13 protein-coding genes are annotated in these 13,013 nt (G+C 72.2%); 3 read left to right on the forward strand and 10 right to left on the reverse strand.

All coding sequences use genetic code 11. The annotated features are described in order from the left end of the window. Positions 1-35: 35 nt before the first annotated feature. The 7 genes from cobA to AC2H6A_RS05500 all read right to left on the reverse strand — a co-directional run bounded on the left by cobA (position 36) and on the right by AC2H6A_RS05500 (position 6,761). Positions 36-833 carry a uroporphyrinogen-III C-methyltransferase gene (gene cobA / locus AC2H6A_RS05470; RefSeq protein ID WP_484272134.1) on the reverse strand — a complete coding sequence of 266 codons (798 nt, stop codon included), beginning with the start codon at positions 831-833 and terminating at the stop codon, positions 36-38. Then, positions 826-2,184 carry a sulfate adenylyltransferase subunit 1 gene (locus AC2H6A_RS05475; protein WP_484272135.1) on the reverse strand — a complete coding sequence of 453 codons (1,359 nt, stop codon included), beginning with the start codon at positions 2,182-2,184 and terminating at the stop codon, positions 826-828. The genes cobA and AC2H6A_RS05475 overlap by 8 nt, the downstream gene beginning before the upstream one ends. Beyond that, a complete protein-coding gene (gene cysD / locus AC2H6A_RS05480) occupies positions 2,184-3,131 on the reverse strand; it encodes a sulfate adenylyltransferase subunit CysD (protein WP_484272136.1) in 948 nt (315 codons plus the stop codon). Before cysD ends, AC2H6A_RS05475 begins: the two co-directional genes overlap by 1 nt. After that, positions 3,128-3,925 carry a phosphoadenylyl-sulfate reductase gene (locus AC2H6A_RS05485; RefSeq protein ID WP_484272137.1) on the reverse strand — a complete coding sequence of 266 codons (798 nt, stop codon included), beginning with the start codon at positions 3,923-3,925 and terminating at the stop codon, positions 3,128-3,130. Before AC2H6A_RS05485 ends, cysD begins: the two co-directional genes overlap by 4 nt. Further along, positions 3,922-4,437 (reverse strand): DUF934 domain-containing protein, encoded by a 516-nt coding sequence (locus tag AC2H6A_RS05490; protein WP_484272138.1) that lies wholly within the window; start codon positions 4,435-4,437, stop codon positions 3,922-3,924. The genes AC2H6A_RS05485 and AC2H6A_RS05490 overlap by 4 nt, the downstream gene beginning before the upstream one ends. Beyond that, the gene (locus AC2H6A_RS05495) at positions 4,421-6,118 is read right to left on the reverse strand and encodes a nitrite/sulfite reductase (RefSeq protein ID WP_484272139.1); all 1,698 of its coding nucleotides are present in this window, start codon (positions 6,116-6,118) and stop codon (positions 4,421-4,423) included. Before AC2H6A_RS05495 ends, AC2H6A_RS05490 begins: the two co-directional genes overlap by 17 nt. 172 nt (positions 6,119-6,290) lie before the next feature. Continuing rightward, a complete protein-coding gene (locus tag AC2H6A_RS05500; RefSeq protein WP_484272140.1) occupies positions 6,291-6,761 on the reverse strand; it encodes a RidA family protein in 471 nt (156 codons plus the stop codon). A 217-nt stretch (positions 6,762-6,978) separates the two neighbouring features. On the opposite strand from AC2H6A_RS05500, the gene cuyA reads away from it, so the two are divergent. The 3 genes from cuyA to AC2H6A_RS05515 are packed head-to-tail and all read left to right on the forward strand — an operon-like array spanning position 6,979 to position 9,950. Next, the gene (cuyA, locus tag AC2H6A_RS05505; RefSeq protein WP_484272141.1) at positions 6,979-7,995 is read left to right on the forward strand and encodes a D-cysteate sulfo-lyase; all 1,017 of its coding nucleotides are present in this window, start codon (positions 6,979-6,981) and stop codon (positions 7,993-7,995) included. A gap of 12 nt (positions 7,996-8,007) precedes the next feature. Continuing rightward, positions 8,008-8,934, forward strand: a complete 927-nt coding sequence (locus tag AC2H6A_RS05510; RefSeq protein ID WP_484272142.1) for a LysR substrate-binding domain-containing protein — start codon at positions 8,008-8,010, stop codon at positions 8,932-8,934. A 17-nt stretch (positions 8,935-8,951) separates the two neighbouring features. Then, entirely contained in the window at positions 8,952-9,950 is a 999-nt protein-coding gene (locus AC2H6A_RS05515) for a CgeB family protein (protein WP_484272143.1), read from the forward strand. On the opposite strand, the gene AC2H6A_RS05520 is transcribed toward AC2H6A_RS05515, so the two are convergent. From AC2H6A_RS05520 to AC2H6A_RS05530, 3 genes are all read right to left on the reverse strand, one after another. Beyond that, the gene (locus AC2H6A_RS05520; protein WP_484272144.1) at positions 9,928-11,022 is read right to left on the reverse strand and encodes a glycosyltransferase family 2 protein; all 1,095 of its coding nucleotides are present in this window, start codon (positions 11,020-11,022) and stop codon (positions 9,928-9,930) included. The two genes, AC2H6A_RS05515 and AC2H6A_RS05520, sit on opposite strands and share 23 nt — an antisense overlap. Continuing rightward, the gene (locus AC2H6A_RS05525; protein ID WP_484272145.1) at positions 11,019-12,107 is read right to left on the reverse strand and encodes a glycosyltransferase family 2 protein; all 1,089 of its coding nucleotides are present in this window, start codon (positions 12,105-12,107) and stop codon (positions 11,019-11,021) included. Before AC2H6A_RS05525 ends, AC2H6A_RS05520 begins: the two co-directional genes overlap by 4 nt. 4 nt (positions 12,108-12,111) lie before the next feature. After that, on the reverse strand, positions 12,112-13,013 hold a 902-nt coding region (locus AC2H6A_RS05530), incomplete at its 5' end, for a glycosyltransferase (protein WP_484272146.1).

Raw genomic sequence — 13,013 nt, forward strand, 5'->3', positions numbered from 1 at the left:
GTCATCGGGCAGCCGAGAGCATAGCCGCCGCGATGTCAGTGGGCGCTGGCTTTGTCGGCGAGCGTTTCGGCAGCGAGCGCAGGTGTCACGGCCTGGGCATCGCAGCCGAGCACCAGCAGGGCCGGCGCGCCATCAACCGGAGCGTCACGGTTGATCCCGCCCAGGGTGGTGCGCAGCACCCGCTGCGTCGGCCGCGAGGCATCGATCACCCAGGCCGCGGGCAGGCTGGCGGGCAGGCCCAGCACCAGCAGCGTGGCCCGCACCCGCGCCGCGCAGCCGGCGGCCATGTAGAGCGCGCCACCGCCGGCAGCCAGCAGCGGCCGGGCCCAGGAGAGGTCGGCCGCGTCGCCGGCCTGCACCGTGGGGGTGGTGAGGACCAGCGCGCGGCGCTCGCCGCGGCGGGGCAGGGGTGTGCCCAGCGCGGCGAAGGCGGCCTGGGCCGAGGTGATGCCGGGTGCCACGCCGTAGCCGATGCCGGCCGCGCGCAGGGCGTCGATCTCCTCCTGGGCCCGGGCGAAGATCAGCGGATCGCCGCCCTTGAGCCGCACCACCAGCCGATCGGACGCCATCCGCGGGTCGGCGAGCAGCGCCCGGGCGTGGTCCACCAGCAGGGTGTTGATGCGCGACTGCGGTGTGCTCGGCCGGCCGGCCCGCTTGCCCACCGGCACCCGCAGGGCCTGCGGCGCGAGCGCGAGGATGGCCTCGGCCACCAGCGCGTCGTGGATGAGCACGCTGGCCCGCGCAAGCAGGCGCAGGGCCTGACCGGTGAGCAGATCGGGGTCGCCGGGCCCCGCGCCCACCAGCCACACCCGCGGCGCGGCGGGCTCAGCCACGGATCACGCCCGCGGCCAGGGTGGCGAACTCGCCCGGCTCCAGCAGGATCAGGCTGCCGGTGCGCGGCAGCTGGCGGTAGGCATCGTCAAGCAGCGGCCGCTCGGTGTGCAGCCGTGCCCGCACCACCGCATTGCGACGCAGGGTGCCGGCCGGATCGGTCACCGGCTCGGTGCGGCCGGTGTTCACATCGACCACGCCCAGCAGGGTCTCGATGCGCGCGGCGAGGGTACGTGTTCCCTGCTTGACCAGCAGTCGCTGGCCGGGCCGGCCGGGCCGCTCGTCCATCCAGCACAGGTCGACTTCGAGCCGGTCGGTGAACACCGCCGGCTGATCGGCATGGACCAGCACCGCGCCGCGGCTGATGTCGAGGTCGGCATCGAGCACCAGGGTGATCGAGTCGCCGGCCTGGGCCTGCTGGCGTTCCTGCTCGTGCAGCAGGATGGCGCTCACCCGGGCGGTGCGTGGCTCGTCCCGGCCGGGCTCGGCGACCGCGAGCGTGTCGCCCACCGCGAGACGGCCGCTTTCCACCCGACCGGCCAGGCCGCGGAAGTCATGCCAGCGGGCCTGCGCGGCGCGACCGGTGGGGCGGATCAGACCCTGCACCGGAAAGCGCAGCGGCGCCTTGCCGTCGAGCGCGGCGCGCGCCGGCAGCGACAGCAGCAGGTCGGCAAGCAGCGGGCCCTCGTGCCAGGCCATGCGATCGCCGCGCCGCGCGAGGTGGTCGCCGTCGAGCGCGCAGATCGGCAGCACATGCACCCGGCCCGGCGCGACGCCCTCGCGCGCGGCGATGCCGGCCTCGATCGCCTCGATGGCCTCGCGCGCGGCGGTGAAGCGGCCGCGGTCAAAGTCCACCAGGTCCATCTTGTTGACCAGATACACCCGCTCGGGCACGCCCATCAGCGAGGCGAGCAGGGCATGGCGGCGGGTCTGTTCCAGCGGGCCGGTGCGGGCATCGACCAGGATCAGCGCCACATCGGACTGGCTGGCCGCGCAGACCATGTTGCGGGTGTACTCCACATGCCCGGGCGCGTCGGCGAGGATGAAGCTGCGACCACCGAAGGCGAAGTAGCGGTAGGCGACATCAATGGTGATGCCCTGCTCGCGCTCGTCGCTCAGGCCGTCGGTGAACAGCGACAGGTCGAGCTCGCCGCGGCCGCGGCGCTGCGAGGCGCGGCGCAGGTCCTCGAGCACATCGTCATCGATGCGGTCGAGGTCGTGCAGCAGCCGTCCGATCAGCGTGCTCTTGCCGTCATCGACGCTGCCGGCGGTCATCACCCGAAGCACCGGGGCGGGCGGGGTTGTCGGGCCGGCCGGGGCGTCGGTCGGGGTCTGCAGGGTGGGGATGCTCATCAGAAATACCCTTCGCGCTTGCGCGCTTCCATCGCGGCCTCGGAGGTGCGGTCGTCCAGCCTGGTGGCGCCGCGCTCGCTGATCCGCGCCACCAGGGTCTCGGCCAGCACCGCCGCCACGGTGTCGGCCTGCGAGGCCACCGGGCAGGTGCAGGTCATGTCGCCCACGGTGCGATAGCGCACCCGTTCGCGGCGCACCGTCTCGCCGGGGCGCGGCGGGGTCACGGCGGTGACCGCAAGCACGCGATCACCGCGCACGATCACCTCGCGCTCGTGGGCGAAGTAGATCGAGGGCAGGGCGATGCCCTCGCGGGCGATGTACTGCCAGACATCGCGCTCGGTCCAGTTCGAGATCGGGAACACCCGCAGGTGCTGGCCGGGGCCCACCCGCGCGTTGTACAGCGACCAGAGCTCGGGACGCTGGCGGCGCGGATCCCACTGCCCGAAGGCGTCGCGGTGCGAGAACACCCGTTCCTTGGCGCGGGCCTTCTCCTCGTCGCGGCGGGCGCCGCCGATCAGCGCGTCGAACTCGAGCTCGGCGACCGCCTCGAGCAGCGTCACCGATTGCAGCGCGTTGCGCGAGCCGAGCGGGCCGGGGTCGGCCACCGAGCCGCGGGCGATGCTGTCGGCCACCTGGCGCACCAGCAGGCGCTCGCCCAGGCGCGCGGCAGTGGCGTCGCGGAAGTTGATCACCTCCGGGAAGTTGTGACCGGTGTCCACATGCAGCAGCGGGAACGGAAAGCCCGCGGGCCGGAACGCCTTCTCGGCCAGGCGCAGCAGCACCAGCGAATCCTTGCCCCCCGAGAACAGCAGCGCCGGCGCGCGGCTCTCGGCGGCGGCCTCGCGCAGGATGTGGATGGCCTCGGATTCCAGCCAGTTCAGCCGGGCATCGGCCTCCAGGGCGGCATCGCGCGCGCGCAGCGCGTCGGCATCGGCTCGGGCATTCATGGCTGGGTCTCGGTGTGCGCTGCGGGATGGTCGGGCGTGGGCGCGGTGGGCGGGGTGTGCAGGGCGATGCCGCGGCGAAGGCGGCCGTCGGCGCCGACATGCAGGCCACACTCCTTCACCTCGGCCTGTTCCCACCACCAGCGGCCGGCGCGGGGGTCTTCGCCGGGCGCCACCGCGCGGGTGCAGGGCGCGCAGCCGATGCTCGTATAGCCGAGCGCGTGCAGCGCATTGACCGGCACCGCCAGCGCGCGAAGCGCCGCCCAGAGCGCGTCGTCGCGCCAGTGCGCGAGCGGGTTGATCTTCACGCGGCCCGGCGCGTCGGCCGCGGGCGGGATGTCCCAGGCGATCTCGGTGATGCCGGCACGTTCGGCCGACTGCGCGCGCCGCAGGCCGGTCACCCAGCCGCGCTGCCCGGCGAGCGCGCGGGCCAGCGGGCGCACCTTGCGGGCCTCGCAGCAGGCCTGGCGCGCCGCCACCGAGTCGTAGAAGCCATTGATGCCGTGCTGATGCACGAAGGCCTCGACCGCCGGCGCCTCGGGGAAGATCACCTCGACGGCCAGGCCGCTGGCGGCCCATCGCGCCTGCGCCTGCGCGATCAGCGCGCAGGTCTCGACGGGCAGCCGACCGGTGTCGATGGTGACCACCCGGATCGGCAGCCGGGCGCGGGCGATCGCCTCGCTGATCAGCATGTCCTCGGGGCCGAGTGAACTCACCTGCACCAGCGGCGCGTGTTCATGCGCCACCTGCGCGAGGAATGCGGTCAGCGCATCCACATCCGTGACGGGCGTGCTCATGTCTGCTCCGCGGCAAATCGGCTCAGCGCGCGCGGGGCCAGACCATCCACGCTTGTCTGGTAGGCGTCGCTGAAGGTGGTGAAGGCGGCCAGGGCCTGCGCCGGGTCTTCGCCCTCGCGCAGCTCGAACTGGTCGAAGCCCACCCGGCGCAGCGCGAAGAGCTGATCGCGCCAGAGCGGGCCGGTGGCGCGCAGCAGACCACGCCAGCCCAGCCGGCGCCGCAGCACCACCGCGATCGAGAATCCGCGCCCCTCGGTGGCCGAGGGGAAGTGCACCGCCACCAATGCGGCCTGTGTGAGGATCGGGGCGACCTGCTCGAGGTCGGCATCGGGCGCCAGCCACAGGCCGTTGGCCGCGGTGCGGCCGGCCGCGCGCGCGACGGCGAGCCGGCCATCGGTCCACTCGGCGGGCGAGAGCAGCAGCGCGCCGGTCGCCGGGATCGGCTCGCCTTCCGGAGGACGCCGCCAGGGGTCGTCGGCCAGCGGTCCGCGCGTGTCAATGACTGTCGGCATACGCGCTCTCCCGGAAGGGTTCGATGCCCACGCGCTCGACCACCTCGACGAAGGTCTCGTCCTCGTGCTCGCGCAGGCTGATGTAGCGCTCGATCATGCGTTCGATCGCGGGCGCCACCTCGGCCGCCGAGAACGAGGGGCCGATCACCCGCCCGAAGGCGGCGCGCTGGCCGGGCCGGTTGCCGGCATGGCCGCCGATCGTCACCTGGAACCACTCCTCGCCGTGCTTGTCCACGCCGAGCACGCCGATATGGCCGACATGGTGGTGGCCGCAGGCGTTGATGCAGCCCGAGATCTTGATGTCGAGCGGCCCGATGTCGAACCAGTCGTCGGCGCGGTCGAAGCGCTCGAGCAGGTCGGCGGCGATCGGCAGCGAGCGGGCGTTGGCCAGCGCGCAGAAGTCGCCGCCCGGGCAGGCGATGATGTTGGTGACCAGGCCGATGTTCGGCTGCGCCAGCCCCAGCGCGTCCAGCGCGCGCCACAGCGCGGGCAGGCTGCCCGTGGCCACCCAGGGCAGCACCAGGTTCTGCTCGTGGGTCACCCGCAGCTCGCCGGCGCTGTGCGCGGTCGCCAGCGAGGCCACCCCGTCCATCTCGTCGGCGGTGATGTCGCCGGGTGGCACGCCCCGGCGCTTGAGCGACACCGTCACCGCGCGGCGTCCGGCCAGGCGGTGCGCGTGGGTGTTGCGCCGCAGCCAGGCGGCAAAGCGCGGCAGGTCCGCCGGCAGCAGCTCGGCCGCTTCGGCGCCACCGGCGGCGAGCGCGTCCACCGAGGGTGCATCGGCAAGCGGCTCCACCGGCGCCGCGAACTGCGCGCGCACGGCCGCGACCACCGCCGGGGCGAGCGGCGCGGGCTGGCCCGATTCGCGCCAGTCGGCCTCGACCTGGTCACGGTAGGCCTCCAGTCCGATCTCGCGCACCAGGATCTTGATGCGCGCCTTGTACTTGTTGTCGCGGCGGCCGTGCAGGTTGTAGACCCGCAGCATCGAGTCCAGGTAGTTGAAGAGCTCGCGCTCGGGCAGCCATTCGCGGAGGCACTGGCCGAGCACCGGCGTGCGGCCCATGCCGCCGCCCACGAACACCTCGAAGCCCACCTCGCCCCCGGCATTGCGGCGCAGGTTGATGCCGATGTCGTGGGCCTTGACCACGGCGCGATCGGTAAGCGCGCCCGAGAGCGCGATCTTGAACTTGCGGGGCAGGGCCGCGAACTCGGGGTGGAAGGTCGACCACTGCCGGATCAGCTCGGCATAGGGCCGCGGATCGACCTGCTCGTCGCCCGCCACGCCGGCGAGGTGATCGACCGTGGTGTTGCGCACGCAGTTGCCCGAGGTCTGGATGGCATGCATCTGCACCGTGGCCAGCTCGGCCAGGATGTCGGGCACGCGCTCGAGCGCCGGCCAGTTGAACTGGATGTTCTGGCGGGTGGTGAAGTGGCCGTAGCCCCGATCGTATTCGCGGGCGATGCGCGCCAGCGCATTGAGCTGCGTGGCGCTCAGTTCGCCGTAGGGGATGGCCACCCGCAGCATCGGCGCCTGGCGCTGCACATACAGGCCGTTCTGCAGCCGGATCGGCCGGAAGTCTTCTTCGGAGAGCTCGCCGCGCAGGAAGCGCGCGGTCTGGTCGCGGAACTGCGCGACCCGCTCGTCGACCAGGCGTTGGTCGATGGCGTCGTAGCGGTACATGTCGGGCGGCGTCGGGTGGCGGTGACGGAGCACCCGCCCGCCGGCGCGATGCCGGCGGCCTTGCAGGCGCCCAGGGGCCGCGACCTTATCGCGCGGCCCGCGCCCCCACCAACGACATGTTCGCTATGAAAACCAAACCTGCGGTTATGAGGAATGGCTTTCGATATGACCATCAGGCGCTGATCTGCAGCACCATCTCGACCTCGACCGCGATCTGGTTGGGCAGCGAGGCCATGCCCACGGCCGCGCGCGCGCCGCGGCCGCGCTCCTCGCCGAGCAGCTGCACGAACAGGTCGGAGAAGCCGTTGATCACCTTGGGCATGTCGTTGAAGGTGGGGGTGCAGTTGACCATGCCCAGCACCTTCACCACCCGCTCGATGCGGTCGAGCGAGCCGATCACCGAGCGGATGTTCGCGAGCATGTTCAGCGCCACCAGCTGCGCCGCCTGATAGCCCTGCTCGATGTCCATCGACTCGCCCAGGCGGCCGGCGACCACGCCGCCCTCGGGTCGGCGTGGGCCGATGCCGGACATGAACAGCAGATTGCCCACGGCCACGCCGGCCACATAGTTGCCGATCGGCTTGGGCACGGGCGGCAGTTGCAGGCCGAGGGCGGCGAGGCGGTCTTCGATGTGCTGGGTCATGGTCGGTCTCCTGGAGGGTTGGTTGCGAGGGCGGCCTGCCCGGGCCGCGCCGCCGGTTCGTCAGCCCGCATGATCGCATCCGGCCGTTGGCGCCGGGCGGTAGGATGTCGGCCTTGCCCTTCCGTTGCCCCGCCCTGCCCGGGCTGCAGTCCCCAGACCGCACGGGCGGTCCGCGCCGGCGCTTGCGAGGGCTGCGCCGCGTCACTCCGGAGCCGACATGGATCTCACCCGTTTCCCCCGCCGCCGCTACACCGAAGGCCCCACGCCGCTGGAGTTCCTGCCGAACTTCACCCGAGCGCTGGGCGGGCCGCGCATCTGGATCAAGCGCGACGACATGCTCGGCCTGACCCCGGGCGGCAACAAGACCCGCAAGCTCGAGTTCCTGATGGCCGACGCGCTCGCGCAGGGCGCCGACACCCTCATCACCTGCGGCGCGCCGCAGTCCAATCACTGCCGCATCACCCTGGCCGCGGCGGTGCGCGAGGGCCTGAAGTGCCGCTTCATCATCGAGGAGCGCGTGCCGGGCAGCTACCGGCTCGATGCCAGCGGCAACAACTTTCTGTTCCGCCTGATGGGCCTTGAGGCGCTCACCGTGGTGCCTGCGGGCACCAACATGGCCGCGGCCATGGCCAGCGAGGCCGAGGCCCTGCGTGCGGCAGGCCGCCGCCCTTATGTCATCCCGGGTGGCGGCTCCAATGCCCTGGGCGGTCTGGGCTATGTGGCCTGCGCACAGGAGCTGCAGCAGCAGCTCTTCGAGCGCGGCCTGCGCATCGACCGGCTGGTGGTCTGCTCCGGCAGCTCGGGCACCCACGGCGGCCTGGTGGCCGGCTTCCTGGGCAACCGCATCGACATCCCCATCCTGGGCATCGGCGTGAGCCGTGACCCGGCCGACCAGGACCCGCTGGTGCTCCGCGAGGCGCAGGCGATCTGCGATCTGCTCGGTCTGGGCCTCACCGTGCCGCCCGAGGCGGTGCGCAGCCTGGGCGACTACTGGCGCCCCAAGTACTCGGTGCCCAATGCGCGCATGGTCGAGGCGGTGCAGCTGCTTGCCCGCACCGAGGCCATCCTGCTGGACCCGGTCTACACCGGCAAGGCCATGGCCGGCCTCATCGACCAGGTGCGGCGCGGCGCCTTCCGGCCTGACGAGAATGTGCTCTTCCTGCACACCGGCGGTCTGCCGGCGCTGCATGTGCTCGAGCGCGAGCTGCTCGGCGACGCGCCGGTTGCGCCCTGATCCGGAACCGGCATGAACCTGCAGCAGATCCGCTACCTGCGTGAGGCGGCCCGCCGTGGCCTGAACCTCACCCAGGCCGCGCGGGTGCTGCACACCTCGCAGCCCGGCCTGTCCAAGGCCATCCGCGAGCTCGAGGACGAGCTCGGCGTGCAGGTCTTCGTACGCCAGGGCAAGCGGCTCACCGCCATCACCGACGAAGGCCGCGAGGTGCTGGCGATCGCCGAGCGCCTGCTCACTGAGGCCGACAACCTGCGCGCGGTGGGCCGCGAGCTGCTCGGCGTGGATGCCGGCGTGCTGCGGCTGGCCGCCACCCACACCCAGGCCCGTTATGTGCTGCCGCCGGCGGTGGTGCGGCTGCGCGAGGCCTATCCCGGCGTGCGCCTGCAGCTGCGGCAGGGCACGCCGGCGCAGATCGTGGCCATGTTGCGCGCGGGTGACGCCGACCTCGGTCTGGCCACCGAACTGCTCGGCCGCGTCGAGGAGCTCGAGAGCGAGCCGCTCTTCACCTGGCACCACTGCGTGATCGCGCCGGTAGGTCATCCGCTGCATCGCGCGCGGCGTCTGGGCCTGCCCGAGCTCGCCCGCCACCCGCTGATCACCTATGACGCGCAGTTCGCCGGCCGCGGCGGCATCGATGCGGCCTTCGCCGCCGCCGGCCTGACGCCCGAGATCGTGCTCGAGGCCGCCGATGCCGATGTGATCAAGGCCTACACCGCGCTCGGCCTGGGCGTGGGCATCGTCACCGAGATGGCCATGCCGGTCGGTGGCGAGGCTGAGCTCAGGCGTGTGCGCGCGGCCGCCCCCGACCTGTTTCCGGTGAACACCACCCGCGTGGCCTACCGCCGCGGCCGGCTGCTGCGGCGCTACGAGCGGGCCTTCATCGGCTGGCTGCGGCCGATCGCGCCCGCGCCTGCGCGGCGCACCCGCCGGCCGGCCTGAGCCCGGCCTTCTCCCGCATGAACATCCTGCTGGTCATCCCCGGCAAGCTGCGCACGGTGCCAATGGGCGTTTTTTCGGCGCGCGCCCTCGAGGAACTCGGCCACCGTGTGGCGGTGTTCGACGATTCCCTGCAGCCGCTGGACAAACTTGCCCGCGCGCTGGAGCGCGGCCTGGGCCTGCGGCTGGAGGAGCGCCCCTTCGTCAACCGCCGGTTGCGCGCGCTGCTGCGTGAGTTCCGTCCCGACCTCTTTCTCTCGGTATTCGGCTTCGGCGTGTCGCCGCGCACGCTGGCGGCGGTGCGCGCCGCGGGCGTGCCCAGCGCCTGCTGGTGGATCAACGATCCTTTCCAGTTCGAGCGCTCGCTGCAGCGCGCGCCGCACTACGACTGGGTGTTCAGCAATTCGGCGGTGTGCGCCCAGTGGTATCGCGAGCGCGGCGTGGCCGCCAGCGCCTTCCTGCCCACGGCCTGCGAGCCCTCGGTGCATCGGCCGGTGCCGCCGGTGGCCGCCGACGCCTGCGAGTTGTGCTTTGCCGGCGACTGGAGCCCGCTGCGTGAGCAGGTGGTGACCGCGCTCGCCCGTCGTTTCGAGGTGCGGGTGTTCGGACCCTGGGGCCGCAAGCTCGCGCCCGACTCGCCCTTGCGCCCGCTGCTGCGCGACGGCTTCTTCACCCCTGACGAGATGGCCGCGATGTTCTCGTCGGCGCAGGTCGTGCTCAACCTGCACTCCTGGTGCGGCCGCTTCGATCATGGCGTGAACCCGCGGCTCTTCGAAGCCGCGGCCTGCGGCGCTTTCCAGGTGGTGGACGACAAGCGCGAGATCGCCTCGCTCTTCAGCCCGGGCGCCGAGCTCGCCGCGGTGTCGGGGCCCGACGACTTCGCGCAGGCGGTGACCGATGCCCTTGCCGATCCGGCGGGCCGCGCTCGGGCCGGTCAGGCCGCGCTGCGGCGCGCGCTCGCCGAGCACACCTACCGCCACCGCATGGCCAGCCTGATCAGCGCGATGGGGGCGGGCTGAGCTGGCGCGCCCGCGCGGCCTCGTACCAGCGCCATGGGCCGCGCAGCAGGCAGTAGCGGCTGTTCAGGTGATCGATCAGGTGCAGCTGCGGGTGCCGCGAGAGCAGCAGCAGGCAGACGATGGCCGGCGGGTTGAGCAGCACGCCTGGCGTGAGCGCAATGGCGAACTGCAGCGCCTTGCGCCAGGCGGGCGCGGACGCATCGGCCAGCCAGCGCCGGTATGCGGCCAGGGTGTAGGCGCCGGTCGAGCGCAGCGCGAGCAGCTGGCGCAGCGACTGGCAGGGCTCGCGGGCCACCACCCGGGCCCGCGCCGCCGGCGACAGCCCGCTGAACGACCAGAGCAGCGCCGGCCAGCGCACGCCGAAGATCTCGAAGCTGCGCGGCGACCAGCTTGCCGCACCGTAACGGATCGCGATCAGCGGCCCGGCGAGCAGCACCGCCTTGCCCGGCAGCGGCGCCTGGAAGATCACCCCGACATGGATGAAGAAGCTGCCCATGTAGGCCTCGCGCTCGCGCGCCATCCAGAGGCTGCGCCGGATCACCGTGCCGCCGATGAACGAGAGATGATCGGCGGCGGCCAGGAACAGCGCCTCGTGCTCGGTCGGACCGAACACGGTGTCGGCGCTCAGCCCGAGCCGGCTCGTCTGCACCACGCGCGTCAGATGCGCGTTGCGGACCTCGGCGTCGACCACCACCAGACAGGGATCGTCGGCCAGCGCCGACAGCACCCGAGCGACCGCCCCGGGCAAGAAGAGATCGTCGTCGGACATCAGCCAGCAGTGACGGCCGCGCGCGTACATCACTGCCTTGTCGTAGTCCCGGTCGATGCCGCCGTTCACGGTCTCGCGAAAGAATCGCACCCGCGCGTCCCGGTCGGCCAGGGCGCGCATCGTCTGCGGGGTGTCGTCATCGGACTGGCCGTCGACCACCACCACTTCCACGCCCTGGGCCGGCATCTGCGCGAGCAGGCTGGCCAGCGTCTGCGCCAGCTCCGCCCGCCGGTTGCGGGTGGTGATGCAGATCGAGAGCCTGCAGTCGGGCACGGGGGTGTCGGCCGGGTTGGCCGCGCTCACGGGGTGCGATCCGTGCGGGCCGCGCCCGCTGCTGCCGTCGACTCGGGGCGACCGCGCAGGCGATGGACGATGCGCCTCAGGAAGCGCACGACGATCGCCGCTTGCTCGATCAGCGCATCAGGCACCTTGAGAAAGTAGAGCAGGCGTGCGATCAGGCAGTCGAGTCTTGGGTCGGCGTACAGCGCGCGCACCAGCCGATCCAGTTGCGCGCGGTCTTCGCGCGCCGGATCGTGCGCGCACATCACCCGCACCTGCAGGAACAGCCGCACACCGAGATCAGCCCGGATCAGGCGGCGAATTTCGGCGGCCTCGGCCGAGGCTGCGCCATAGAAGCGCGTGGCGATCTGCTGGTAGCCATCGACCGCGATGGCCAGCCGGCGAACCATGCCGTGGGCACGGAACGAGTCGTTGTCGCCGCGGCGGTCGATCCATTGCCGGCCCACCACCCGCACCCGGAGGTCGGGGTCGGCGCTGGCGAGCAGTCGCGCCACATGGCCCCAGCAGCTGCGCATGAAGTCCACCGGCTCGGGGGCCGACAGCCACTTGTGCCGGCGCACGATCAGGCCGCTCATGAAACTGAAGAGCGCCTCGCTGTTGCGCGCGTCGGCCAGGTAGGCGAGCCGTTCGACCGGGTCGCCGAGATTGGCGCTGAATCCGTCGCGGCGCCGGAAGACCGGATGGTCGCCGAGGTGGCGCATCGCGATGTCGCACTGGGTGTGCTCGCTGAGATAGACATCGTGGCCTTCGTCGAGCAGGACGCGCAGTTCGTCGATCGCGCCTGGCCGCACGAGGTCGTCGCCGCTGAGCAGCCAGCAGTACTCGCCGCAGGCCAGCGCCACGCTGCGTGCCATGTCGGCATCGATGCCGCCACGCTGGTCCTGACGGACATAGCGCACCCGTGGATGGCGCGCGCAGTACGCGGCCATGATGGCGGGGGTGTCGTCGGTGGAGCCACCGTCGAGCACCACCGCTTCCATGTCGGCGTGGCTGTCCAGGCTCGGCGCGATCGAGTCGAGGGTCTGGGTGATGAACGCCCCGAAGTTGTAGACCGGGATGCAGAACGACAGACGGATGGTGCCGCTCATGGCGTCAGACCGGCCGGCCCAGACAGCGGGCGTAGTGCGCGAGATGGGCTTGGGCAATCGCCTTCCAGGGCGATTGTCCCTGGGCCGGCGCCACTCGCCGCCCGGCATGATGGCGCAGCGCCTCGCGCATCTCGGCCAAGCCAGCTGGTGGCGCCGTGTAGAGGTTGCGCACCGGGTCGTCGCCGCTGGCCGGCTGGCCGGTGGTCAGCACGAAGCTGCCCTGCGCGAGGGCGCTGTGGATCGAGGTGTTCCAGCTCCCTCCGCCCGAGAGGAAGGGCAGCACCACCGCATCGGCCGCAGCGAGCAGGTCTGCCGCCTCGGCAGGCGGGGCGAAGCCGGTGAAGCTCACCTTGCCGTGCCATCGGGGCCCATCGGCCAGGGCCTGCAGCTCGCGGTGGTAGGCGTCGTCATTGCTGCCGCCGGCGATCACCAGCCGGTCGGTGTCGGGATCGGCGATTTCGAACAGCCGCTCCACACCCTTGTGCCGGGCCATGAAGCCGAAGAACACCACCAGCCGGGATTGGCCCTGCAGCAGGCGGGCGCGCAGGGCCTTGCTCTGTTCGCCGCTCAGCCCGCTGACCGGCAGGTTGGCCGCATTGGGGATCGTGACCAGGGGCAGCCGCTCGAGCAGGCGGCGTAGCCGCGTGCCGAAGTTATCGAGGAACTGCGGGCGCACGAAGATCAGCCCGCTGGCGCCGAGCAGCGGCATCAGGAAGTGCAGCAGCGTGATGCCGCGCGGCGGGGGCTCGTGCAGGGTGGCCACCACCCGGAGGCCGGCCAGCCGCAGCACCAGCGGCAGCAGTTGCCCGAGCGGCAGCAGCAAGGGCAGGCGCTTGTCGAAGAAGCCGTGGGTGGGGTACTGGATGTGGACCACATCCGGGCGCCAGCCGCGAGTCCGCCGGATGA

It is taken from the genome of Quisquiliibacterium sp. (genome assembly GCF_982640115.1).

Coding starts and splice junctions, on each gene's coding strand:
- AC2H6A_RS05490 (WP_484272138.1), bottom strand. CDS start 4,437: ATGCCGACAGTCATTGACACGCGCGGACCGCTGGCCGACGACCCCTGG.
- AC2H6A_RS05475 (WP_484272135.1), bottom strand. CDS start 2,184: ATGAGCATCCCCACCCTGCAGACCCCGACCGACGCCCCGGCCGGCCCG.
- AC2H6A_RS05485 (WP_484272137.1), bottom strand. CDS start 3,925: ATGAGCACGCCCGTCACGGATGTGGATGCGCTGACCGCATTCCTCGCG.
- AC2H6A_RS05515 (WP_484272143.1), top strand. CDS start 8,952: ATGAACATCCTGCTGGTCATCCCCGGCAAGCTGCGCACGGTGCCAATG.
- cuyA (WP_484272141.1), top strand. CDS start 6,979: ATGGATCTCACCCGTTTCCCCCGCCGCCGCTACACCGAAGGCCCCACG.
- AC2H6A_RS05500 (WP_484272140.1), bottom strand. CDS start 6,761: ATGACCCAGCACATCGAAGACCGCCTCGCCGCCCTCGGCCTGCAACTG.
- AC2H6A_RS05525 (WP_484272145.1), bottom strand. CDS start 12,107: ATGAGCGGCACCATCCGTCTGTCGTTCTGCATCCCGGTCTACAACTTC.
- cysD (WP_484272136.1), bottom strand. CDS start 3,131: ATGAATGCCCGAGCCGATGCCGACGCGCTGCGCGCGCGCGATGCCGCC.
- AC2H6A_RS05510 (WP_484272142.1), top strand. CDS start 8,008: ATGAACCTGCAGCAGATCCGCTACCTGCGTGAGGCGGCCCGCCGTGGC.
- AC2H6A_RS05495 (WP_484272139.1), bottom strand. CDS start 6,118: ATGTACCGCTACGACGCCATCGACCAACGCCTGGTCGACGAGCGGGTC.